The following is a 24,134-nucleotide window of genomic DNA, read 5'->3' as shown; positions in this document are numbered from 1 at the left end:
GCGGGACGCGGTGCGGGCAGCCCCGCGCGTGACCCGGGCCTTCTGCGGCACGACGCTCACGCCACCTCCCCGATCCCGTGCCCGGTGGCGAGCCCCATGACGGCCTCCTCACTGGCGCCCGCGGGCAGCTCACCCGCGATCGCGCCTTCGTGGACGACGAGGATCCGGTCGCTCATGCCGATCAACTCCGGCAGCTCGGACGAGATCATCAGCACCGCGACCCCACTCCGCGCCAACTCACGCAACAACCGGTGCACGGCCTGCTTCGCACCCACGTCGATACCCCGCGTCGGCTCGTCCACGACCAGCACGCGCGGCCCCACGGCCAGCCACTTGGCCAGCACCACCTTCTGCTGGTTGCCGCCCGACAGGTAGCGCACCTCCTGGTGCTCACCCCGCGCCACCACCGCCACCGACTCCAGCAGGGCGGCGAGGTCGGACCGCTTGCGCCCGCCGCTGCCCGGCAGCGCGGCCCGCCGCACGAGCAGCGCGTTGTCCCGGATGGACTGCCGCAGGGCCAACCCCTCGCCCTTGCGGTCCTCGGTGACGTAGCCGATGCCCAGCCGCACAGCGGCACGCGGGCCGGTGATCCGCCGCACGACCCCGTCGAGTTCCAGCGTGCCGGTGGTGAACGGCTCGACGCCCCAGATCGCCCGCGCGATGGCCGACCGCCCGGAGCCCTGGAGCCCGGCGATGCCGACGATCTCCCCCGACCGCAGCTCGAACGTCACGTCACGGACCCGGCCGTTGCCCGCGCCGCGCAACGCCAACCGCACGTCGCCGAGATCGTCCGGGATCGCGCGGTCGGGGTAGAGCGCGTCCAACGAGCGCCCGACCATGTGACGCACCAACTGGTCCGAGGTCAGCTCGGCGGTCGGGGCGGTGGTGACGAACGCGCCGTCCTTCACCACCGTGACCCGCCGGCTCAGGTCGAACACCTCGCGCATCCGGTGCGAGACGTAAAGGATCGCGATCCCCCGCGTGCGTAACCGCTCGACCAGGTCGTACAGCAGTTCCACCTCGTGGTCGGCCAGCGCGGCGGTCGGCTCGTCCATCGCCAACACCCTGGCGTCGGTGGACAGCGCCTTCACGATCTCCACGACCTGCTTCTGCGCCACCGACAGCCGGGTGACGTGCTCGGCCGGGTCGACGCCCTCCTCGCCGAGCCAGTCCAGCAGCCCCTTGGTGTCCGCCTCCATCTTCCGGCGGTCCACCCGACCCCGGCGGACCGGCTCGCGGCCCAGGTAGACGTTCTCCGCGACGGTGCGGTGCTCCAGGAGGTTGAACTCCTGGTGGATGATCGCGATGCCCGCCTCCTGGGCCTCGCGCGGCGTGCCGAACGAGACCGGTTCGCCGTCGATCTCGATCCGGCCGGAGTCGGGTCGGTGCACCCCCGCCAGCACCTTGAGCAGCGTGGACTTGCCCGCGCCGTTCTCACCCATCAGCGCGTGCACCTCACCCGCGCGCAACTCCAGGTCGACGCCACGCAGCACCGGCACCCCGAGGAAGCTCTTGGTGATCCCGGTGAGCCGGACGACGACACCGCCCTCGGCGGTCATGGGCCCACCTCGATCCACGCCCCGGCGGACGCGGCGGAGGCCAGGACCGCCTCGGTGATCCGGACCGCGCGCAGGCCGTCGGCGAACGTCGGCAGACCATCGGGCCGGTCTTCCCCCAGCACCGCGCGGTAGGTGTCGGCGACGAAAGCGTCGAAGCAGTCCTGGTAACCCTGCGCGTGACCGGCGGGCAGGCGCGCGTACTCGGCCGCTGACGGCGACAGCGTCTCCGGGTCGCGGAGCAGCACCTGGTTGCCCTCCCGCCGGCCCACCCACAGCCGCTCCGGGTCCTCCTGGTCGAACGCGAAGCTGGACTCGGTGCCCGAGACCTCCAGGTGCAGCCGGTTCTTCCGGCCGGCCGCGACCTGCGAGACCACCACCGTGCCCAGGACGCCGGACCCGGTGGTGAACTGGACGACCGCCGCGTCCTCGGTCGGCGTGGTCGACGGCCGGGGTCGCGGCTGGACCGTCGCCGTCTGCGCGGACAGCCGGTGGATCCGGTCACCGGTCACGAACTCGAACAAGTCGCACCAGTGCGAACCGATGTCGGCGAACGCCCGCGACGGACCACCGACCGCCGGATCCACCCGCCAGTCGTCGTCACCCGGCCGCGACAGCCAGTCCTGGAGGTAGCCGCCGCTGACCGTCGACACCACCCCCGCCTGCCCCGTCGCCAGCCGCGCCCGCAACTCCCGCACCATCGGGTGAAACCGGTAGACGAACGGCACCGTCCCCACCCGACCGGCGGCCACCGCCGCGTCGACCAGACCTTCGGCCTGAGCCACACCGATGGCCAGCGGCTTCTCGCAGATCACGTGCGCACCCGCGGCCAAAGCGGCCTCCACCGCCTCCGCGTGCCGCACATTGGGCGTGCACACGTGCACCACATCGGCCCCGGCCTCGGCCAGCAGCGCGGCCAAGTCGGCGTAACCGCGTTCCGCGCCCACGGTCTTCGCGGCCTGGTCGGCGTTCCCCGGAGTGCTCGCGACCGCGGCAACCACCGTGGCACCCGCCCGGCGCGCCGCTTCGGCGTGCACGCGGCCCATGAAGCCGGCGCCCACCACGGCGACGCGCGGCGTCCGGGGCCCGGCGTGACCGCTGCCGGCCGTGTGAGTTAGGTGGGTCACAGTCATGCGGCGAACCGTAAGATGACTAATGGCGGATGTCAACCAAAAGTCGGACAGGTTTCGACGGTTGACGCCGTATGACTGTTGGCTCTGGTTCAATTGAGTCGTGAAAGAAGACGTTTCCACCGTCGGCGCCGCATCTCCGGGAGAGCTGCTGCGCCTGCTCCGCGACGGCGTGCCCCGCACCCGCTCCGAACTCACCGCGGTCACCGGCCTGGCCAGGTCGACCGTGCGAGCCAGGTTGGACGCGCTGCTGGACGCGGGGTTGGTCAGCGACGGTGGCAGTGAGGCGTCGACCGGCGGACGTCCGGCCGGCCGGTTCGTGTTCAACGCCCGCGCGAGGATCGTCCTCGCCGCCGAGGTGGGCGCCACCCACGCCACCATCGCGGTGACCGACCTGGCCGGCACGCCGCTGGCCGAGGGCCGGTTCGAGCAGGACATCGCCGAGGGCCCGGACGTGGTCCTGCCCCGGCTCGTCTCCGCCTGGCGGTCGTTGCTGGAGGAGGCCGGCCTCGGGTCGATGCGCGTGGCGGGGGTGGGCGTCGGCCTGCCCGGTCCCGTCGAGCACTCCACCGGCCGGCCGAACAACCCGCCGATCATGCCCGGGTGGGACGGCTACGACGTCCCCGGCCGCATCGGCGCCGACTTCGGGGTCCCGGTCCTGGTCGACAACGAGGTGAACCTCATGGCGCTCGGCGAGCACACGAAGTGCTTCCCGGAAGCCGAGCACCTCATCGTGATCAAGGTGGCCACCGGCATAGGCGCCGGTTTCATCAGCAACGGCATGCTGCACCGCGGCGCGGTGGGCGCGGCGGGCGACCTCGGCCACATCCTCGCACCGCACGCCGGCGACGTGCCGTGCCGCTGCGGGAACACCGGCTGCCTCGAAGCGGTCGCCAGCGGGTCCGCCATCGCGGCGGCGCTGCGCGCCAAGGGCGTCGAGGCGCACACGAGCGCCGACGTCGTCGCGCTGGTCCGGGCAGGCAACCTCGAAGCCGGCCAGGCCGTGCGGCAGGCGGGCCGCAACATCGGCGAGGTCCTCGCCGCCTGCGTGAGCATGTTCAACCCGTCGTTGATCGTCGTGGGTGGCACCGTCTCGCTCGCCGGCGAGATGCTGCTGGCCGGCGTGCGCGAGGCGATCTACCGGCGTTCACTGCCGCTGGCCACCGGGAACCTGCGCATCGTCCCCTCGCAGGCCGGTGACGACGCCGGTGTCCTCGGCGCGGCGGCGATGGTCGTCCAGCACGTCCTCTCGCCGGACGTGGTCGACCGGCAGCTGGCCTGACCCCGGCGGCTCCGCCCGACCCGACCGACCCGGAGGTGCCCGTGCCACCCGAAGCCACCGCTGCCGCCCGATCAGTCCGCGAGATCGTGGCGTGGAGTCGCGGCATGGTGCAGCCGGTCCTGCGCGCCGCCGTCGACGGGTTGCCCGCTTCGGTGCGGCGCGTCGCCGGCTACCACCTGGGGTGGTGGGACGAGCACGGCCACCCGACCGACGCCGGCGGGGGCAAGGCGATCCGCCCGGTGCTGGTCCAGCTGGCGGCCGAGGCGGTCGGCGGCGCGGCGACCACCGCCGTGCCGGCCGCCGTCGCGGTCGAGCTGGTGCACGACTTCACGCTGCTGCACGACGACGTGCTCGACGGGGACCGGACCCGACGGCACCGGCCGGCGGCGTGGCACGTCTTCGGCGTGCCGGCCGCCATCCTCGCCGGGGACGCGATGCTGGCGCTGGCCTTCGACGTGCTCGCCGCCAGCGCGCACCCGGCCGCGCTGACCGGCGTGCGCACGCTCAACACCGCGGTGCTCGACCTGGTCGACGGCGAGCACGCCGACCTCGCGTTCGAGGGCAGGCACGACATCGGGGTGGCCGAGTGCGTGGCGATGGCCGAGCGCAAGACCGGCGGCCTCCTGGCCTGCGCCTGCGCCCTGGGCGCGGTGTTCGCGGGCGCGGGGCCCGCCGAGGTCGCGGGCCTGCGCGACTTCGGCCTGCGCCTCGGGGTGGCCTTCCAGCACGTCGACGACCTGCTGGGGATCTGGGGCGACGAGGCGGTGACCGGCAAGCCGGCGCACGGCGACCTGCGTGCCCGCAAGAAGTCCCTGCCGGTGGTCGCCGCGCTGACCTCCGGCACACCGGCCGGCCGGGAGCTGGCCGCGCTGTACGAGGGGGACGGCCGCCAGGTGGCCGCCGACCCGACCCGCGCGGCACGCCTGGTCGAGGCGGCCGGCGGGCGCGCCTGGAGTGAGCGGCAGGCCGAACTGCTCCTCGACCAAGCGCTGCGCTCGCTCGGTTCGATCACGTCCGCACCGCGCGCGGCGGCGGAACTGGCCGCCCTCGCCCGGGCGATCGTGCACCGCGACCACTGAGCACGCCGGCGTGGACCGGTCACGGCCCGCACACCCTTGACACCGACATGGTCTTGCTCACACACTAGGACCGGGCCACGATGTTAGCGTAAACATCTGCCCGCGTCGTTCGACTCACGTCCGTGCTGCTCGAAGTCGCCTTGGTCGACCCACCGTGATGTTAACGCTAACAAGCGTGCCCTTCTCCCGGCTCAACGCCCTCGCCCGCGGAACAGAACTCGGAGTCGACCATGCGTCGTCGAACGCGCACCTGCGTGGTGCTGTCCTGCCTCGTCGCCACGACGGTGGCCGTGCCGTCACCGGCGTTCGCCGAGGTGCTGCCGACCGGGGCGCGTTCGCTGGAGTCGGTGAACTTCCCCGGCCGCTACGTCCGGCACCAGGACTACCTCGGCCGGGTGGACCCCGTGACGTCGGCGAGCACGGCGCAGACCAAGCTGGACGCGACCTTCACCGTGACCTCGGGCCTGGCCTCGCCGTCGTGCCACTCCTTCCAGGCCAAGAACGGCTCGTTCCTGCGGCACCTGGACTACCGGGTGCGCCTGGAGCCGAACATCGGCGACGCGCGCTTCCGCGAGGACGCGACGTTCTGCGCGGTGGCCGGGTCGACGTCCGGGTCGGTGGCGCTGGCGTCGTTCAGCCACCCGGACCGCCGGCTCCGGCACCGGAACTACGAGCTGTGGCTGGACACCTACCAGGACACGGCCCAGTTCCGCGCGGACAGCTCGTTCCGCCTCACCGCGCCGTGGAGCCCGAAGGCCACCAAGGGGCCGGTCATCCCGGGGCTGTACGCCGATCCGCACATCACGAACTTCAACGGCCGCTACTACCTCTACCCGACCACGGACGGCTACGCGGGCTGGGCTTCGCCGCACTACAAGGCGTTCTCCTCGACGGACCTGGTGAACTGGACCGACCACGGCATGATCCTCGACCACGGGCCGGACGTGTCGTGGGCCGACAACTCCGCCTGGGCGCCCGCCGTGGTCGCCAAGAACGGCCGCTACTACCTGTACTTCAGCGGCGGCGCGGCGTCCGGTGACACGGGCAAGCACCTCGGTGTGGCGGTGTCGGACTCCCCCACCGGTCCGTTCCGCGACGCCCTCGGCAGGCCGCTGATCCGCGCGGGCGCGTACTCCGGGCAGGCCATCGACCCCATGGTGCTCACCGACGACGACGGGCAGTCGTACCTGTACTGGGGCAACGGCACCGCCTACGTCGTGCCGCTCGACGCCGACATGGTCTCCTTCGACCCGGCCGAGGTCCGCGACATCACGCCGAGCGGCTACCGCGAGGCCTCGTTCGTGGTCAAGCGCAACGGGACCTACTACTTCATGTGGTCGGAGAACGACACCCGCAGCGAGGACTACCGCGTCGCCTACGCCACCGGGACGTCCCCGCTCGGCCCGTGGACCAAGCGCGGCGTGGTGCTGCAGAAGCGCTTGGAGCTGGGCATCAAGGGACCCGGCCACCACTCGGTGGTCAAGGCTCCCGGCAGCGACACCTGGCACGTCGCCTACCACCGCTTCGCCGTGCCCGGCGGCAGCGGCACCAACCGCGAGACCACCGTGGACCGCTTGACGTTCAACGCCGACGGCACCATCGCCCCGATCGTCCCGACCCTCTGAAACCGGTGGGCGCGCGGACCGTGGGACCAGCGCCGCGCGCCCACCGGGCTCAGAAGTCGAACTGGTCGATGTTGCCCCGGTCGAACACGGTGGGCGGACCGAGCACGACGACGCCGTCCGCGCCGATGGTGTACTCGCCGAGCTTGCCCGCCGTGAACTTCTGGCCCTCCGCGCCGGTGATCCGGCCGGACGCGAGCGCGGCGCCGGCGTAGGCGGCGAGGTAGCCGAGGTCGGCGGGGTTCCACAGGGCGAACGCCTCGACCGTGCCGTCCTCGACGAACTCGCGCATCTGGTTCGGCGTGCCGAGGCCGGTCAGCGCCACCTTGCCCTTGTACTCCGAGCCGGACAGGTAACGCGCCGCCGCCGCGACGCCGACCGTGGTGGGCGAGACGATGCCCTTCAGGTCGGGGTAGGAGCGCAGCAGGCCCTGGGTCTCCTGGAACGACTTCTGGTCCTCGTCGTTGCCGTAGGCGACCGTGACGAGCTCGATCCTGCTGTGCTCGGGCTTCTTCAGCTCCGCGCGCATCAGCTCGATCCACGCGTTCTGGTTGGTCGCGTTCGGCGTGGCGGACAGGATCGCGATCTTGCCCGTGCCGCCGATCTGCTCGGCGATCAGCTCGACCTGGTTCGCCGCGATGCCCTCGGCGGTCGCCTGGTTGACGAACACGTCCCGGCACTCGGGCTTGGTGTCGGAGTCGAAGGTGACGACCTTGGCGCCCGCCTGCCGGGCGCTGTTGAGCGCGCCGCAGATCGCGTTCGGGTCGTTCGCGGAGGTCGCGATGACGTCGGTCTGCTGCTGCGACAACGTGTTGATGTAGCTGACCTGGGACGAGGCGCTGGCCTCGGACGGGCCGACCTCCTTGTACCTGCCCTTGAACTCCTCGGTGGCGCTCTTGCCGCCGCCGTCGGCCACGGTGAAGTACGGGTTGTTGACCTGCTTGGGCAGGAACGCCACGTCGAGGCCCTCGGCCAGCGGCGCGTTCGGGTCGGCCTGCCCGGTGGCCCGGTTGCCGGTGGGGTTCGCGTCCTCGGAACCACGGGTGGTGCCACCGCACGCGGCGCTGACCAGCACGACCGCCGCGGTGGTGGCGATCAGGCCGAGGCGCAGGGTGCGCTTGGGCTGGGTGGACATGGTTCTCCCTCTCTCGGCGGTGACTTCGTTGTCTCGAGTGGTCCGAGGGTCAGGCGGTGCGGCTGCGCCGTCGCCATCGGGTGCGGGCCCTGGTGACGACGTTCGGCACCACGACCGAGGCGATCAGCAGTCCGCCGGTGACGACGTTGAGCGTGTCGGCGGCGACGTCGGCGAGCTGGAGGGCGTTGCGGACGGCGCCGAGCAGCAGCACGCCCAGCAGCACGCCGGCCACCGTGCCGCGACCGCCGAAGATGGAGACACCGCCGAGCAGCACGGCGGCGACCACGGCCAGCTCCAGACCGGCGGCGTTGTCCGCCCGCGCGCTGGCGAAGCGCAGCGTCCAGTACACCCCGGCCAGGCCGGACACCGCACCGGAGGCGACGAACAGCCAGAACTTCGCGCGGGCCACGCGGATGCCGGCGAACGTCGCCGCCTCGGCGTTGTTGCCCATCGCGTAGAGGGACCGGCCGAACGGGGTCGCGTGCAGCACGACGCCGAACACGACCGCGAGGACGATCGTGACCACGGCGGCCCACGGCACGGCGCCGTCGGCGACGGTGCTGCTCGCGGCGTCGGTCCACCGGAACGGGAAGTCGGCGACGGCCTGGTCGCCGAGCACCACGAACGCCAGGCCCCGGTACGCGGCCAGCGTGCCGATGGTCACCGCGAGCGAGGGCAGCGCGAACTTGGTCACGAACACCGCGTTCACCGCGCCGAGCACCGCGCCGAGTCCGACGACGAGGACCACGACCAGCTCCAGCGGCAGGCCCGCCACCCACAGCTGCCCCATCACCGCGCTGCACAGCCCGAGCGTGCTGGCCACCGACAGGTCGATCTCGCCGGTGACGACGATCAGCGTCAGCGGCAGCGCGATCAACGCGACCGCGATCACGTCCAGCAGGAGGAACTGGAGGTTCCGCCCGCTCGCGAACCCCTCGACCAGCACCCCGGCGATCACCACCACGGCGGCGAGCACCACGAGGAGCACGGTGTCCCACCGGAGCAACACCGATCGCAGCACGCCCGCGGTCGTCGTCTCCGGGGCGTCCACCGCCACCGCGTCACGCGCCATGGGGCGACCTCCCTCGCAAGCGGTTCGCCGCCCGGACGGCCAGCAGCCGGTCCAGTCCGATCGCGGCGAGGATGAGGCCACCGACCACGGCCTGCTGCCAGAACGGGTTGATCCGCAGCACCGCGAGGGAGCTGCCGATGGTGGTCAGCAGCAGCGCGCCGAGCGCGGCGCCGTAGACGCTGCCGCTGCCGCCGAAGATCGCCACGCCGCCGACCACGGCCGCCGCGACCACCTGGAGCTCGATGCCCGTGCCCACGGTCGCGTCGACGGTGCCGAAGCGCGCCGCGTGCAGCACACCGGCGAGACCGGCCAGGGCGCCGCACAGGACGAACGAGGTGAACACCCGGCGGCCGACCGCGATGCCGGACAGCCGCGCGGCGGCGGGCTCCGAGCCGATCGCGTACAGCTCCCGCCCGCTGCGGTAGGACCGCAGGTAGAAGCCCACGACCAGGGTCACGGCGACGGCGATGACGGCGAGCACGGGGACGCCGAGCACGGTCCACGTGCCCAGCCCGAGGAACGAGCGCGGCAGGTCGGAGGCGTTGATCTGCCGGCCCCGCGCCCAGGAGTGGTCGATGCCGCGGAACGCGTAGAGCGTGCCGAGCGTGATCACCAGCGCGGGCACGCGCGCCGCGGCCACCAGCACGCCGTTGACCACACCGCACACCGCGCCCAGCCCGACGCCGACCAGGACCACGACCGCGGTCGGCGTGCCCGGGGCCGAGCTGAGCAGCGTGCCGGTGGCGAACGCGACCAGGCCGAGCACCGCGCCGACCGACAGGTCGATGTTGCGGGAGATGATCACCACCGTCTGCCCGACCGCGAGGACCACCAGGATCGCCGCGCCGAGCAGCAGGTCGCGCAGGCTCTGCGGCGACAGGAACGCCGGGTTGTCCAGCGTGGTCACGAGCACGAGCAGCCCGAGCGCCACCACGATGCCGAACTCCCGCGCCGACCACAGGTCGCGGACGGACCGGGTCCTGCTCCCGTCCGCCTCCACCGGTGGCGCCGTCGACCGGGTGCTCACGCGGTCGCCCCCTGCCGGCCCGTGGCCGCGAACACGACCGCTTCCTCCGTCGCCTCGGCGCGGCCGAGCTCGGCGGTGATCCGACCTTCGTGCATGACGAGCACGCGGTCGGCCATCCCCAGCACCTCGGGCAGCTCCGACGACACCATGACCACCGCGACGCCATCGGCCGCCAGCCGCGACAGCAGCCTGTGCACCTCGGCCTTCGTGCCGATGTCGATGCCGCGCGTCGGCTCGTCGACGATCAGCACCCTCGGTCCGGTGGCCAGCCACTTGGCCAGCACCACCTTCTGCTGGTTGCCACCGGACAGGGTGCCGACCGCGTCCGCCAAGCGCCCGTACTTGACCTGCAACCGCTTCGTCCACTCGCGAGCGGACCGGCGCTCGCGCCCGCCGCCGAGCAGCCCCAGTCTCGCCAGCGGCTTCAGCCGGGTGAGCGTCGCGTTGCGCTCGATCGACATCTCCATGACCAGGCCCTGCCGGCGGCGGTCCTCCGGCACCAGCGCGAGCCCGGCGGACACGGCGGCGGCGGGCGAACCGGCGGGCAGCCGCCCGCCCGCCACCCGGACCTCGCCGCCGTCGTAGCGGTCGATCCCGAACACCGCGCGCACCACCTCGCTGCGACCGGCGCCGACCAGCCCGGCGAGGGCGACGATCTCGCCCGCCCGCACCGAGAACGCGATGTCGGCGAACACGCCGTGCCTGGTCAGCCCGTCGACCTCCAGCACGACGTCACCGGGCTCGACGTCCTCCTTGGGGAACAGCGTCGAGACGTCCCGCCCGACCATCCGCCGCACCACCTGGTCGACGGTCAGGTCGGCCACCGGATCGGTGGACACCCACGCGCCGTCGCGCATCACCGTGAGCCGGTGGCACAGCGCGAAGACCTCGTCGAAGCGGTGCGAGATGAACAGGACCGCGGCGCCCTCCGCGCACAGCGCACGCGTCACCGCGAACAACCGCTCCACCTCGACGCCGGACAGCGCGGCGGTCGGCTCGTCCATGACGAGCACGCGCGCCCGCAGCGACAGCGCCTTGGCGATCTCGACCAGCTGCTGGTCCGCGATCGACAGGCCGCGCGCCGTCCGGTCCGGGTCCAGGCGCACGCCGAGCCGGTCGAACAGCCGCACCGCCCCGGCCCTCATCGCCGCCCGGTCGACGCGCCCGAACCGCCTCAACGGCTGGCGGCCCAGGAAGATGTTCTCCGCGACCGACAGGTCGGGGAACAGGGTCGGCTCCTGGTGGATGACCGCGATGCCGGCCGCCCGCGCGGCGGCGGGTCCGACCAACCGCCGCTCCTCGCCGTCCAGCACGATGACGCCCGCGTCGGGCTCGTGCACACCGGCGAGCACCTTCACGATCGTCGACTTGCCCGCGCCGTTCTCCCCGACCAGCGCGTGCGCCTCGCCACCGTGCAGCGGGAACGACACGTCGCGGACTGCCACCACGGCGCCGAACGACTTGGCGACACCGCGCACCTCCAGCAGCGGGGTCGCGTGTTCTGGGCCCACCCGGCACCTCCTTCACTGAAATGTTTCAATGCGGTGCTGATGCGCGAGGCTAGGGGCAATCCGAGCTCACCGTCAACGGTGGGCAGGCACCGTTTCCCGAGTGGGTGCGGTCATCATTGCGTCATCATGCTCACCCCGGAGCATCGCTGCACAGGATCGGGAATGACACGTTTCAATACTTGCGCAACTGTCGACGAAGACCGCCACCCCGGCACGGGGCCCGGACGTCACCGGATCAGGCGACGCCGTCCAGCCGGCGCATGCTGGTGGACTCCCGCACCACCAGCTCGGGCTCGAACACCCGCTGCTGGTGCACGTGGCCCTCCGGGTGCCGGGCCTCGGCCAGCAGCAGTTCCGCCGCCGTGCGACCGAGGAGCTGGCGCGGCTGGGCGACCGAGGTCAGCGGCACCGCCGCCGCGGCCGCGAACTCGATGTCGTCGTAGCCGACGATCGCCAGGTCGTGCGGCACGCGCAGGCCGAGCCGGACCGCCTGCTGGAGCAGGCCGAGCGCGAGCATGTCGTTGGCGCAGAACGCGGCGGTGGGGCGCCGGGCCGCGGGCAGGCCGGCCAGCCGCTCGCCCGCGCGCCTGCCCTCGGCGACGTCGAGGCGTGCCGTCTCCAGCACGGTGAGCGGTTCGGCGCCGGCGCGGGCCAGGGCCTGCTCGGCGCCCGTCAGGCGGTCGGCCACCTGGCCGATCGAGCGCGGGCCGCCGACGAAGGCGATCCGGCGGTGCCCGGCGTCGAGCAGGTGCGACGCGGCCAGGTCGCCGCCGAGCACGTCGTCCACCGACACCGAGCAGCGGTCCGGCCCCGCGCCGCGGTCGACGACCACGACGGGCGTCCCGCGCCGGGCGAGCGCGTCCAGGCGCGGGTCCTCCGCGTCGACCGGCGTGATGAGGATGCCCTCCACCCGCTGCTGTTCCAGCAGGTCGAGGTACCTGGCCTGGCGGGTGGGGTCCTCACCGCCGTCGCACAGGAACATGGCGAGCCCGGCGTCCTCCGCCACCCGCTGCGCGCCGGCGGCCACGTCGGTGAAGAAGGGGTTGCGGGTGTCGAGCACCACGTAGGCGAGGGTGCGGCTCGTGCCGCCGCGCAGTTGGCGCGCCGACTCGTTGCGCACGAAGCCCAGCTCCGCGATCGCGGCCTGCACCCGCTTGCGGGTGTTCTCCGCGACCAGCTCGGGGTGGTTGAGCACGTTCGACACCGTGCCCACGGCCACGCCGGCGTGCGCGGCGACATCCTTCATGCTCGGCGCGGACACCGCCCACCCTCCTTCGTGATCGACGCGGTTCGGAGGTGAAACGTCCAAGCACCCACGTCTCGGCGAAGCCTAGCAGGAAGGAAAGCGTGCGCCGGACAGCCGATTCCACTCCACACCGGTCCGTTGTGAAACGTTCCAAGGTCGGCTACCGTCGGCGCCACACCGGTTGACCCGCTGCCGAGAGGAACGCGTGTGATGTCCCTTCAGGAGGTGCTGTCGGAACTCGACGGGTTCACCGTCGAGGTGCCGAGCTGGGCGTACGGGAACTCCGGCACCAGGTTCAAGGTGTTCACCACACCGGGCACGCCGCGCGACCCGTTCGAGAAGATCGCCGACGCCGCGCGGGTGCACGCCCTGACCGGGCTCGCGCCGCGGGTGTCGCTGCACATCCCGTGGGACCGGGTCGAGGACTTCGGGGCGCTGGCCGCCCACGCCGCGGAGCACGGCGTGCGGATCGGCGCGATCAACTCGAACCTCTTCCAGGACGACGACTACAAGCTCGGCTCGCTGACGCACTCGGACCCGGCGGTGCGGGCCAAGGCCGTCGCGCACCACCTCGACTGCGTGGCGGTGATGGCGGAGACCGGCTCGGCCGACCTGAAGCTGTGGCTGCCCGACGGCACGAACTACGCGGGGCAGGCCTCGCTGCGCGCCCGGCAGGACCGGCTGGCCGACTCGTTGGCGGAGATCTACGCCGCGCTGGGTCCCGACCAGCGGCTGCTGCTGGAGTACAAGTTCTTCGAGCCGTACTTCTACGCGATGGACGTCCCCGACTGGGGCACCGCGCTGCTGCACTGCCAGGCGCTGGGCGAGCGCGCGCAGGTCGTGCTCGACACGGGTCACCACGCGCCGGGCACGAACATCGAGTTCATCGTCATGCAGCTGCTGCGGGCGGGCAGGCTCGGCGCCTTCGACTTCAACTCCCGCTACTACGCCGACGACGACCTGATCGTGGGGTCGGCCGACCCGTTCCAGCTGTTCCGGATCATGGTCGAGATCGTCGCGGTCGACGCGCACCGCCCCGCGTCCGGGGTGAACTTCATGCTCGACCAGTGCCACAACATCGAGGACAAGATCGCGGGCCAGCTCCGGTCGGTCCTCAACGTCGAGCAGGCGTTGGCCAAGGCGCTGCTCGTCGACACCGGGGCGCTGACCGCCGCCCAGGACGACGGTGACGTGATCGGCGCGCACGACGTCCTGATGGACGCCTTCCACACCGACGTGCGCGGCGCGCTGGCCGACCGGCGCGAGGCCAAGGGCCTGCCCCGCGACCCGATGGCCGCCTACCGCGCTTCCGGCTACGCCGCCGAGATCGCCGCTGCGCGCGTCGGCGGCACGCAGGCCGGCTGGCTCTGACCCCCGACGACCCCCGACACCCCTCGACACCGCTCGCCCCACGAGGAGCTTCCCGCAGATGACCGACAACACGACCGCCGCCGCGCTGGTCGCCCGCTCGAACCGGCTGGGCGCCGACCCGCGCAACACCAACTACGCGGGCGGCAACACCTCCGCGAAGGGCAGCGACACCGACCCGGTGACCGGCGACCGGGTCGAGCTGCTGTGGGTGAAGGGCTCGGGCGGCGACCTGGGCACCCTCACCCCCGCCGGCCTGGCGGTGCTGCGCCTGGACCGGCTGCGGGCGCTCGTGGACGTCTACCCCGGCGTGGACCGGGAGGACGAGATGGTCGCGGCGTTCGACTACTGCCTGCACGGCAAGGGCGGCGCGGCGCCGTCGATCGACACCGCCATGCACGGGCTGGTCGACGCGCCGCACGTGGACCACCTGCACCCCGACTCGGGCATCGCGCTGGCGACGGCGGCCGACGGCGAGGAGCTGACCCGGCGGTGCTTCGGCGACCGGGTGGCGTGGGTGGACTGGCGCCGTCCCGGTTTCCAGCTGGGCCTGGACATCGCGGCTATCAAGGCGGCGAACCCGCGGGCGATCGGGTGCGTGCTGGGCGGGCACGGGATCACCGCGTGGGGTGACACGTCCGAGGAGTGCGAGGCGCACTCCGCGGAGATCATCCGGACGGCGGAGGAGTTCCTGGCCCGGCACGGGTCCGCCGAGCCGTTCGGCCCGGTGGCGCCCGGCCGCGAACCGCTGCCCGAGGCCGAGCGGCGGGCCAGGGCGGCGGCGATCTTCCCCGCCGTCCGCGGCCTGGCGTCGACCGACCTCCCGCAGGTGGGGCACTTCACCGACAGCGACGTGGTGCTGGACTTCCTGTCCCGGGAGAAGCTCGCGCCGCTGGCCGAGCTCGGCACCTCGTGCCCGGACCACTTCCTGCGCACCAAGGTCAAGCCGCTGGTGGTGGACCTGCCCGGCACGGCGGGCGTGGAGGAGATCATCGCGCGGCTGATGGAGTTGCACGCCGCGTACCGGGAGGACTACCGCGCCTACTACGAGCGGCACGCGACGCCGGACTCGCCGGCGATGCGCGGCGCGGACCCGGCGATCGTGCTGGTGCCCGGTGTCGGCATGTTCTCGTTCGGCCGCACCAAGCAGACCGCGCGGGTGGCGGGCGAGTTCTACGTCAACGCGATCAACGTGATGCGCGGCGCCGAGTCGGTGTCGACCTACCGGCCGATCCCGGAGTCGGAGAAGTTCCGCATCGAGTACTGGGCCTTGGAGGAGGCCAAGCTGGCCCGGATGCCCGAGCCGAAGCCGCTGGCCACGCGGGTGGCGCTGGTGACCGGCGCGGGGTCGGGCATCGGGAAGGCCATCGCCGAGCGGTTGGCCGCCGAGGGCGCGTGCGTGGTCGTGTCCGACCTCGACGCGGCACGCGCGGCGGCGGTCGCCGAGGGCATCGGCGACGCGGACGTGGCGATCGGCGTGGCCGCGGACGTGTCGGACGAGGCGGCCGTGGAGCGGGCCTTCACCGAGGCGGTGCTCGCGTTCGGCGGGGTGGACCTGGTCGTGAACAACGCCGGCCTGTCGATCTCCAAGCCGTTGCTGGAGACGACCGTGCGCGACTGGGACCTCCAGCACGACGTGATGGCGCGCGGGTCGTTCCTGGTGTCGCGGGCCGCCGCGAAGGTGATGGTCGAGCAGGGCGTCGGCGGCGACATCGTCTACATCTCCAGCAAGAACGGCGTGTTCGCCGGGCCCAACAACGTCGCCTACGGCGCCACCAAGGCCGACCAGGCGCACCAGGTGCGGCTGCTGGCCGCCGAGCTGGGGCCGCACGGCATCCGGGTCAACGGCGTCAACCCCGACGGCGTGGTGCGCGGGTCGGGCATCTTCGCGGGCGGCTGGGGCGCGCAGCGGGCCGCCGTGTACGGGGTCGAGGAGGAGGAGTTGGGCGCCTACTACGCCAAGCGCACGTTGCTGGGCCGGGAGGTGCTCCCGGAGCACGTCGCCGCCGCCGTCTTCGCGCTCACCGCCGGCGACCTGTCCCAGACCACCGGCCTGCACGTGCCGGTCGACTCCGGCGTCGCCGCCGCCTTCCTGCGCTGATGGCCGGGCCTGCGGTCCGGGTCGCGGCGGTCGACCTCGGCGCGTCCAGCGGACGCGTGATGGCCTTCGACATCACGCCCGGTCGGGCGACGTTCGTCGAGAAGCACCGGTTCCCCAACGGGCCGGTGCGGCTCGGCGACACGCTGCACTGGGACGTGCTGGGCCTGTACCGGGGCGTGCTCGACGGCCTGCGGGCGGCCGGGCCGCGGCTGGACTCGGTCGGCATCGACTCGTGGGCGGTCGACTACGGCCTGCTGGACGCCACCGGGGCGTTGCTCGGCAACCCGGTCCACTACCGCGACCGGCGCACCGACGGCGTGCCCGAGGCCGTGCACGCGCGGGTGCCGGCGGCCGAGCTGTACCGGGTCACCGGGTTGCAGGTGCTGCCGTTCAACACCGTCTACCAGTTGGCGGCGGCCCGCGGCACGGCGCAGCTGGACGCGGCGCGGCGGTTGCTGCTCATCCCCGACCTGCTCGGGCACTGGCTCACCGGCGCGGGCGTCACCGAGGTCACCAACGCCTCCACCACCGGCCTGCTCGACGCGCGGACGCGGACGTGGTCGGCGGAGCTGGCGGCGCGCCTGGACCTCGCCGCCGGCTTGTTCGCGCCGCTGGTGGAGCCGGGGACCGAGGTCGGCGCGCTGCGCGACCACGTCCTCGCGGAGACCGGCCTGACCGGGCCCGTGCCGGTGGTGGCCGTCGGGTCGCACGACACCGCGTCGGCGGTCGTCGGAGTGCCGGCCGCGACGGAGGACTTCGCCTACGTGGCCACCGGGACGTGGTCGCTGGTCGGGGTCGAGCTGGACGGCCCGGTGCTCACCGAGGCCGGTCGCGCGGCGAACTTCTCCAACGAGCTCGGCGTGGACGGCACGGTCCGCTACCTGCGCAACGTGATGGGTCTGTGGTTGTTGCAGGAGTGCTTGCGCGAGTGGGGCGACCCGGACCTCGGTGGGCTGCTCGACGCGGCGGACGCCGAGCCGGGGTTGGCCGCGGTGGTCGACGCGGGTGATCCGGCGTTCATCCCCCCGGGGAACATGCCCGCCCGCATCCGGGAGGCCTGTGCGCGGACGGGGCAGACCCCGCCCTCCACTCCCGCCGCGATCGTCCGGTGCGTGCTGGACAGCCTGGCGCTGGCGCACCGCCGGGCGGTCCGCCAGGCCGCGGAGCTGTCGGGGCGGCGGGTCGACGTCGTGCACGTCGTGGGCGGCGGCGCGCGCAACCGCCTCCTGTGCCGGCTCACCGCGGACGCCTGCGGCCTGCCGGTCGTGGCGGGACCGGTCGAGGCCGCCGCCTACGGCAACGCGCTCGTGCAGGCCAGGGCGCTGGGCGTGGTCACCGGCGGGCTGCGGGAGCTGCGCGAGCTGGTGCGGTCCTCGACCGGGTTGGTCCGGTACGAGCCGAGCGGTGACCACCGGGCGTGGCAGGCCGCCGAGGAGCGCCTGACCGGGTGACCGGCGGTGGCATCCCCTCCTCTGTTGATTCCTGTAACCCGCAGTTCACTCTTGAGCGAGTAGGCGGCGTCCTGTTAGCGTTCACACAGGATGGTGGCGCCCGTCACACCGGAGCCACCCGAGTGGGGACGCCGATGTCGACCGCCTCGTGACGCCGGTCGTCCCCGCGCCACCCCGTCGTCCACGCGCCACCCCGTCCACGCCGCGCCCCGCCCAACGGTCGCCTCGTCCCGGGTCGACCTCCGTCGGCACCCCACCCGCGAGGAGATCATCCGTGAACAGAACGCCGAGGACCAGGCGTTGGCTGGCCAGACTGAGCCTTGTGGCGCTCACCGTCGCCGCCACCGCGGTAGCCGTCGTGTCACCCGCGCAAGCCGCCCCGGGCTACGTGTACACCACGTTCAAGGGCGACGCCGCCGCCGACCAGGAGCTCTGGGTCTACTCCTCGACCAACGGCACGAACTTCTCCGTGCTGGCCGACACGAACTACCGCGGCCCGTCCGGGGTGCTGCGGGACCCCAGCGTCATCCAGCACAACGGGCTCTACTACCTCGCGCACACCGTCCAGTCGTGGACCACGAACTCAACACACTTCAACATCGCATCGAGCCCCGACCTGGTCACCTGGACGCACGTGGCCAGTGTCGACTCCGGTGTCGCCGACACGCGGTTCACCTGGGCGCCCGAGTTCTACGTCGAGGGCGGCACCGTCCGGGTCATCGTGAGCATCGCCCGGACGACGTGCTCCAACTGCTTCCGCCCCTACGTCTTCACCGCCCAGAACAGCGCGCTGACCTCCTGGAGCGGACCGGCGCAGATGGGTGGCCTCGGCTACAACTACATCGACACCTACGTGGTGAAGTCGGACAGCACCTACCACGCCTTCACCAAGAACGAGACCACCAAGTACATCGAGCACTGGACCAGCACGAGCCTCACCAGCGGGTGGAGCAACCGGGGTCAGCTGTGGAGCTCGGGCTACGAGGGGCCGGCCGTGCTGCGGATGGGCGACGGCTCCTGGCGCATCTGGATCGACAAGTACACCAACGGCGGCATCTGGACGGCCACCAGCCCGAACCTGGACTCCTGGTCGGGCCTGAGCCAGATCACGTGCCCCGGCTGCCGCCACGGCACGATCCTGCCGGTCTCCGACGTGCCGGGCTCGACGCCCGCCTACCGCGTGACCAACCGCAACAGCGGCAGGGTGATGGACGTCGTGTCGGCCTCGACCGCGAACAACGCCGAGGTCAAGCAGTGGACCTGGAACGGTGGCAGCAACCAGAAATGGCAGTTCCAGGACGCGGGCAGCGGCTACTTCCGCATCGTCAACCAGAACAGCGGCAAGTGCCTCGACGTGCCGAGCGGCTCCACCGCCGACGGGGCCAACGTCATCCAGTACACCTGCGGCAGCGGCGCCAACCAGCAGTGGCAGTGGCAGGCCACCGGCAGCTACCACCGGATCGTGGCGCGGCACAGCGGCAAGTGCCTCGACGTCGTCGGCTCCGGCACGGGCGACGGCGTGGACATCCAGCAGCAGACCTGCAACACCGGCACCAACCAGCAGTGGTCGCGCACGACCGCCTGAGGTCGTCCCGACACGACTTCTCGGCGGGTCCGCCCTTCCGGTGCCGAGCACGTGCTCGGCACCGGAAGGCGCGTCAGACCCCGACCGGCACGTCACCGCGCAGGGTGATCCGGTGCATCACCCGCCGCCGGTCCCCGTAGTCGTCCACCGCGTAGTGCGCCGTGCTCCGGTTGTCCCAGACCACCACGTCGCCCTCGCTCCACCGGTGCCGCACGGTGAACTCGGGTCGTCCCACCGCCGCGAAGAGGACGTCCAGCAACGCCCGGCTCTCCGCTTCCGTCACGCCGAGCAGCCGCGTGGTGAAACCGGGGTTCACGAACAGGCTGCGCCGACCCGACTCGGGGTGCGTGCGCACCACGGGGTGCTCCACGGGCTCCAGCGAACGGATGCGCTGCCCCTCCCACGTGTTGCCCTCGCCACCCAGCCGCTCGTGCAGGTACTCCTCGAAGTCCTTGCGCCCGTCGTGCAGCGCGGTCAGCTTGTCCACCAGCTCGCGCAGCGGCGCGGACAGGTACGCGTACGCCGCTTCGAGGTCGGTCCAGCAGGTGTCGCCACCGGTCGGCGGCAGCGTCACCGCCCGCAGCACCGAACCCAGCGGCGGGCGGGCCATGAAGGTGACGTCCGTGTGCCACACCGGGGCCTTGCCGCCGTCGCTCGCGTCCAGCACGTAGATCTCGGGGTGGTCGGCGTCCAGGCCCGGCACGACGGGGTGCGCCGGCGTCAGCTCGCCCAGCGCGCCCGCGAACGCCCGGTGCGCCGTCGGGGTCAGCGACTGGTTCGGGAACACCAGCACCTTGCGCTCGACCAGGGCCGTCCGCAGCGTCGAGGCCGCTTCGGCGGACGTGATGTCGTTGAGGTCGACGCCGGTGACCCGTGCGCCGAGGGTGGGGGTGAGCGGCTCGATGTGCGTCACGATCTCTCCCTACTGGTCAGGCCGCCACGGCACGGACGGCGCCCGCCACCTCGCCGCGCAGCGCGGCGAAGTCCGCCGACCCGCGCAGCTCGTCGGCCGACACCCCGGACCGCGGCAGCGGAACGGGCAGGTCCAACGCGACCCGGCCCGGTCGGTCGGACAGCACGACCACGCGGCTGGCCAGGAACACGGCCTCGTCCACGCTGTGCGTCACGAACACCACTCCCCGCTCGCCGTCGGTCAACGAGCGGACGTCCTCCTGGAGCCGCTCGCGGGTCAGCGCGTCCAGCGCGGCGAACGGCTCGTCCATCAGCAGCAGGCGCGGCCGGGCGGCGAGCGCCCGCGCGATGGCCACCCGCTGCTGCTGCCCGCCGGAGATCTCCCACGTGCGGCGCGGCCCCAGCTCGGCCAAGCCGACCTGGTCCAGCAGCTCGCGGGTGCGCCGCGGGCGGTCGGCGCGCGGCACACCCGCCCAGCGCAGCGCGGTGGCGACGTTGCGGCCCACGGTCTGCCACGGGAACAACCGGGGCTGCTGGAACACCGTGCCGACGTCCCGGCCCGCCACGGGCGTGCCGCCGAGGACCCGGACCACGCCGGCGGCGGGCCGCTCGAACCCGCCGGCCAGCCGCAGCAGGGTGCTCTTGCCGGACCCGGACGGACCGACCACGACCAGGAACTCCCCCGGGTCCACGCGCAGGTCCAGCGGCCCGAGCGCCGGGACGTCGGCGCCCTTGGCCCGGTAGCGGTGCTCGACGTCGACCAACTCCACCAGCGGCTCACCCACGGGGTGCCCGCAGGGCCGCGCGGAACGTCGCCACGTCCGGCACCGTGTCGACCTTCTTCTGCCCGTGCAGGAACTCCGCGGTGGCCCGCAGCTGCTCGGCGAGCTTGCCCGGCGCGTCGGCGGTGCCGAAGTACTCGGGACCGAGCTGTTCGGCGTGGTCGACGTAGATGTTCTGCTTGAGCTGGGACAACGCGTCCTCCACGCTCGCGCCGATCTGCCGTGACACGGCCTCGGCGACCACTCGGGGCTCGTCCTTGATCTTCTTGATGGCCTCGTCGGTGGCGGCCAGCCACGCGACGAGCACGTCGCCGTTCTGCTCGACGAACTCGTTGCGCGCCACGGTGAACGTCAGGGTCGGCTTGCCCGCGGCGGCCAGCCGGGCGCTGTCGGTGAGGGTCAGGCCGTCCTGCTGGAGCACGCTGAGGACCGGCGTCCACACGTACGCGCCGTCGATGTCACCGCGCTGCCAGGCGGCCTGGATGTTCTGCGGCTCCAGGTCGACCAGCGTCACCGACGCCGGGTCGACGCCCGCCTGCTGGAAGGCGGCCAGCAGGCTGTAGTGCGCGGTGGAGCCGAACGGCGCGGCGACCTTGCGGCCGACCAGCCCCTTGATGTCGGTGACCCCACTGGCCTTGCGCACCACCAAGGCCTCGCTGTCGCCGATCACGTTGAGCAGCTCGACGACCTGGTACGGGATGTTCAGCGGCGGGCACAACCCGGCCGCGGCGGGGCTGCTGCCGATGACCGCGAGGTCGATGGCGCCACCCAGGAACGCGGTGTTGATGCTCGCGCCGGAGTCGAACGACGTCCAGGCGATCCGGTGGTCGGGCAGCGCCTTCTCCAGCACGCCCTGGTCCTTCACCAGGAGGGTGCTGTCGGCGAAGTTCTGGTAGGCGATGCGGACCTGGCGCTCACCGGACTTCGCCGGGGACGAGCCGCCGACCCCGCACGCGGCCAGCACCGGGGCGGCGGCGAGCAGGGACAGGACCGATCTGCGCGTGACGGACAAGGCGGTGCTCCCGGTGTCGGCGCTCATGCCCGTCCGCGCCACGGCGAGACGGCGCGTTGCAGCGCGAGGATGGCGGTGTCGATGAGCAGCCCGGTCACGCCGATGACGACGAGCCCGAGCAGGACGACCGCGGTCTGGTTGTAGCGCTGGGCGTTGAGGACCATGCCCCCGATGCCGTCCGCGCCGTTGACGGTCTCGGCGGCCACGACGGAGCTGTAGGCGACGCCCACGGCCAGCCGGACGCCGGTGAGGATCTCGGGCGCGGACGCGGGCAGCACCACCGTGCCGACCACGCCGAGCCGGCCGGCGCCGAGCGCGTGCGCGGCCTCCACGTACTGCCTGTTCACGCCGGTCACGGCAGCCGCGGTGGCCACCGCGACCGGTGGGAACGCGGCCACGACGAGCAGGTAGACCTTGGGTTCCTCGTCGATGCCGAACCAGATGACCAGCAGGCTCAGGTAGGCCAGCGGCGGCAGGGCGCGCAGGAACGTCACGAACGGCTCGGCCACCGCGCGGATCAGCGGGACCAGGCCCATCAGCAGGCCGAGCCCCACGCCGACCAGGATGCCGTAGGCGGAGCCGTAACCGACCCGCCGCAGGCTGACGCCGAGCCGTTCGAGCACGGTCGAGCCCGCGTACCCGCCCTGGCCGTTGCCGCTGTCGGAGGCGGCGAGCAGCTGGTCCCACACCTGGACCGGTCCGGGCAGGACGGCCGGTGGCCAGAACCTCGCCAGGACCAGCAACTCCCAGGCCGCGAGCAGCACGAGCACCGCCGCCACGCGCACCAGGACCGAGTGCGTGGCGGACAACGCGGCGCGCCGCGGTTCTTTCTGCGCCATGGGGGAACTCCGTGCCGAACGGGGAGGTGGGGAACCGGTGGTGAATGTACAGAAAAGCGGTTCTCCCGATCATCCTTCCCGCTCCGTGGACGGGTTCGCCCACAATGCTTGCGCGGCACGGAGTTTCATGACATCAACGCGCGGATCCTCATTCCTCCCGATGCACGATCTGTCGTGCTGCGAGTAATTCTGTCTTCGACTTATCGCGGTTTTCGAGGAGTGCGAGTGGTGATCAGCTCATCGTGCAGCCGACCGTCGCGGCCGTGCCGGTTCCGCTCGCGAGGAAGCCGAAGGTCGCCGAGCCGGCCGGTGGCAGGGCGCCGTTCCAGCTCAGGTTCCGCGCGGTCGCCGTCGTCCCGCTCTGCACGGCGGTGGCGTTCCACGCCTGGGTGAGCTGCTGGCCGCCGCCGAAGGTCAGCGTGGCCGACCAGCCCGCCGTCGTCGCCGAGGCGTTGTTGCGCACGGTCACCTCGCCCTGGAAGCCCCCGTTCCACTGGCCGACCACGCGGTAGGTCGCGGCGCAGGCCCCGACGGGCGGGACTGTCGTGGTCGTGGTGGTCGTGGTCGTCGTGGTGGTCGGTGATGTGCCACCGAGAGCGGCGGCGACGGCCGGGTACCAGCGGTCGGCCATCTTGCGGAAGCCGGCGTCGTTCGGGTGCACCCCGTCACCGGTGTCGGTGGTCGTGTCGAAGCCGGTCCACTGGTCCACCACGGTGATCGGCGACCGCGCGGTCGTCTTGGCCGCCGCCCAGGCCGGGATGGCGTTGTTCAGGGCGACGACGTGCGTGCACTCGGGGCAGGCCATCGGGATGATCTTCGCGACGAGGATCTTCATGTCCGGGTTGTTCGCCCGCATCTGGTCCACGAGCTTGGAGTACGCGGCGATGACGGACTCGACGGGGCGGAAGTTGCCCCACATGTCGTTGGTGCCCAGGTGCATGAGCACGACGTCGGGCCGGGCCGCGGCCAGCCACGGCGGCAGCTGGTTCTGCTCGGCGATGCCGGTGGCCGCGTAGCCGCCGTGGCCCTCGTGGTCGCCGTCGAACGGCACCGAGCAGCCACCTCCCGGCTGGGTGCCGACGAAGTCGATGTCGGTGTAGCCGGTCTTCTGCAGGCGGTCCCAGAGGTAGGCGCGCCAGCAGCCGGGGCCGGCGGTGATCGAGTCGCCGAGGGGCATGATCCGCACCGGGCTCGCGGCGGCCGGCGCGGCGGAGGAGAACGCGGGTTGGGCCACGGCGAACGCCAGCATCGCGACGAGGGCCGTCACGAGGGCGTGCAGGGCAGGCTTGCGGGACATCTCGTTCCCTTCGGCTTCCGGCTTTCTGGGAGCGCTCCCAGAGCGATTCGCTGAACCATCGGCGCGCACCGATTCCCCTGTCAATCCCGCCTGTCCGCAACCGGACAACGATTCACCCGACCGGAGC

The 24,134-nt window shown here is 72.5% G+C and carries 19 protein-coding genes; 7 read left to right on the top strand and 12 right to left on the bottom strand.

The window, feature by feature from the left end; genetic code table 11:
• Positions 1-56: 56 nt before the first annotated feature.
• Positions 57-1,559: a sugar ABC transporter ATP-binding protein gene (locus ACQPYE_RS16415; protein WP_498722160.1), complete on the bottom strand. Its 1,503-nt coding sequence runs from the start codon at positions 1,557-1,559 to the stop codon at positions 57-59.
• On the bottom strand, positions 1,556-2,683 hold the full coding sequence (locus tag ACQPYE_RS16410) for a Gfo/Idh/MocA family protein (protein ID WP_498722159.1): 1,128 nt from the start codon (positions 2,681-2,683) through the stop codon (positions 1,556-1,558). Before ACQPYE_RS16410 ends, ACQPYE_RS16415 begins: the two co-directional genes overlap by 4 nt.
• Positions 2,684-2,789: 106 nt before the next feature.
• Here ACQPYE_RS16410 and ACQPYE_RS16405 point away from each other — a divergent pair, with 106 nt between their 5' ends.
• The 3 genes from ACQPYE_RS16405 (at position 2,790) to ACQPYE_RS16395 (ending at position 6,672) form a co-directional block, all read left to right on the top strand.
• Positions 2,790-3,968: an ROK family protein gene (locus tag ACQPYE_RS16405; protein WP_498722157.1), complete on the top strand. Its 1,179-nt coding sequence runs from the start codon at positions 2,790-2,792 to the stop codon at positions 3,966-3,968.
• 35 nt (positions 3,969-4,003) lie between these two features.
• Positions 4,004-5,047, top strand: a complete 1,044-nt coding sequence (locus ACQPYE_RS16400; protein WP_498722156.1) for a family 2 encapsulin nanocompartment cargo protein polyprenyl transferase — start codon at positions 4,004-4,006, stop codon at positions 5,045-5,047.
• A gap of 230 nt (positions 5,048-5,277) precedes the next feature.
• On the top strand, positions 5,278-6,672 hold the full coding sequence (locus tag ACQPYE_RS16395; protein WP_498722155.1) for a family 43 glycosylhydrolase: 1,395 nt from the start codon (positions 5,278-5,280) through the stop codon (positions 6,670-6,672).
• A gap of 49 nt (positions 6,673-6,721) precedes the next feature.
• On the opposite strand, the gene rhaS is transcribed toward ACQPYE_RS16395, so the two are convergent.
• The 5 genes from rhaS to ACQPYE_RS16370 all read right to left on the bottom strand — a co-directional run bounded on the left by rhaS (position 6,722) and on the right by ACQPYE_RS16370 (position 12,660).
• Positions 6,722-7,804 (bottom strand): rhamnose ABC transporter substrate-binding protein, encoded by a 1,083-nt coding sequence (rhaS, locus tag ACQPYE_RS16390; RefSeq protein WP_498722154.1) that lies wholly within the window; start codon positions 7,802-7,804, stop codon positions 6,722-6,724.
• A 49-nt stretch (positions 7,805-7,853) separates the two neighbouring features.
• Positions 7,854-8,876, bottom strand: coding sequence for an ABC transporter permease (locus tag ACQPYE_RS16385; RefSeq protein WP_498722153.1), 1,023 nt, complete (start codon positions 8,874-8,876; stop codon positions 7,854-7,856).
• Entirely contained in the window at positions 8,866-9,903 is a 1,038-nt protein-coding gene (locus ACQPYE_RS16380; protein ID WP_498722152.1) for an ABC transporter permease, read from the bottom strand. The genes ACQPYE_RS16385 and ACQPYE_RS16380 overlap by 11 nt, the downstream gene beginning before the upstream one ends.
• Positions 9,900-11,414 (bottom strand): sugar ABC transporter ATP-binding protein, encoded by a 1,515-nt coding sequence (locus ACQPYE_RS16375; RefSeq protein ID WP_498722151.1) that lies wholly within the window; start codon positions 11,412-11,414, stop codon positions 9,900-9,902. Before ACQPYE_RS16375 ends, ACQPYE_RS16380 begins: the two co-directional genes overlap by 4 nt.
• A 235-nt stretch (positions 11,415-11,649) precedes the next feature.
• Entirely contained in the window at positions 11,650-12,660 is a 1,011-nt protein-coding gene (locus ACQPYE_RS16370; protein ID WP_498722926.1) for a LacI family DNA-binding transcriptional regulator, read from the bottom strand.
• Positions 12,661-12,870: 210 nt separating this feature from the next.
• On the opposite strand from ACQPYE_RS16370, the gene rhaI reads away from it, so the two are divergent.
• The 4 genes from rhaI (at position 12,871) to ACQPYE_RS16350 (ending at position 19,165) form a co-directional block, all read left to right on the top strand.
• The gene (rhaI, locus tag ACQPYE_RS16365) at positions 12,871-14,031 is read left to right on the top strand and encodes an L-rhamnose isomerase (protein WP_498722150.1); all 1,161 of its coding nucleotides are present in this window, start codon (positions 12,871-12,873) and stop codon (positions 14,029-14,031) included.
• Positions 14,032-14,089: 58 nt separating this feature from the next.
• Positions 14,090-16,129 carry a bifunctional aldolase/short-chain dehydrogenase gene (locus ACQPYE_RS16360; RefSeq protein WP_498722149.1) on the top strand — a complete coding sequence of 680 codons (2,040 nt, stop codon included), beginning with the start codon at positions 14,090-14,092 and terminating at the stop codon, positions 16,127-16,129.
• Complete coding sequence (locus ACQPYE_RS16355; RefSeq protein ID WP_498722147.1) at positions 16,129-17,580, top strand: rhamnulokinase; 1,452 nt, start codon at positions 16,129-16,131, stop codon at positions 17,578-17,580. The genes ACQPYE_RS16360 and ACQPYE_RS16355 overlap by 1 nt, the downstream gene beginning before the upstream one ends.
• Positions 17,581-17,854: 274 nt before the next feature.
• Positions 17,855-19,165, top strand: coding sequence for an RICIN domain-containing protein (locus ACQPYE_RS16350; protein ID WP_498722146.1), 1,311 nt, complete (start codon positions 17,855-17,857; stop codon positions 19,163-19,165).
• A gap of 73 nt (positions 19,166-19,238) precedes the next feature.
• On the opposite strand, the gene ACQPYE_RS16345 is transcribed toward ACQPYE_RS16350, so the two are convergent.
• From ACQPYE_RS16345 to ACQPYE_RS16325, 5 genes are all read right to left on the bottom strand, one after another.
• Complete coding sequence (locus ACQPYE_RS16345) at positions 19,239-20,078, bottom strand: TauD/TfdA dioxygenase family protein (RefSeq protein WP_498722145.1); 840 nt, start codon at positions 20,076-20,078, stop codon at positions 19,239-19,241.
• Between the two features lie 16 nt (positions 20,079-20,094).
• The gene (locus tag ACQPYE_RS16340; RefSeq protein ID WP_498722144.1) at positions 20,095-20,862 is read right to left on the bottom strand and encodes an ABC transporter ATP-binding protein; all 768 of its coding nucleotides are present in this window, start codon (positions 20,860-20,862) and stop codon (positions 20,095-20,097) included.
• On the bottom strand, positions 20,855-21,898 hold the full coding sequence (locus ACQPYE_RS16335; protein ID WP_498722142.1) for a taurine ABC transporter substrate-binding protein: 1,044 nt from the start codon (positions 21,896-21,898) through the stop codon (positions 20,855-20,857). The genes ACQPYE_RS16340 and ACQPYE_RS16335 overlap by 8 nt, the downstream gene beginning before the upstream one ends.
• Complete coding sequence (locus tag ACQPYE_RS16330; protein ID WP_498722141.1) at positions 21,895-22,710, bottom strand: ABC transporter permease; 816 nt, start codon at positions 22,708-22,710, stop codon at positions 21,895-21,897. The genes ACQPYE_RS16335 and ACQPYE_RS16330 overlap by 4 nt, the downstream gene beginning before the upstream one ends.
• 232 nt (positions 22,711-22,942) lie before the next feature.
• The gene (locus tag ACQPYE_RS16325; protein ID WP_498722139.1) at positions 22,943-24,007 is read right to left on the bottom strand and encodes a cellulose binding domain-containing protein; all 1,065 of its coding nucleotides are present in this window, start codon (positions 24,005-24,007) and stop codon (positions 22,943-22,945) included.
• Between the last annotated feature and the right edge of the window lie 127 nt (positions 24,008-24,134).

Origin of the sequence: Actinosynnema sp. CA-299493 (assembly GCF_050946825.1) — a bacterium.
Lineage (GTDB): Bacteria > Actinomycetota > Actinomycetes > Mycobacteriales > Pseudonocardiaceae > Actinosynnema.
This window is presented reverse-complemented; position numbering and strand designations above follow the sequence as displayed.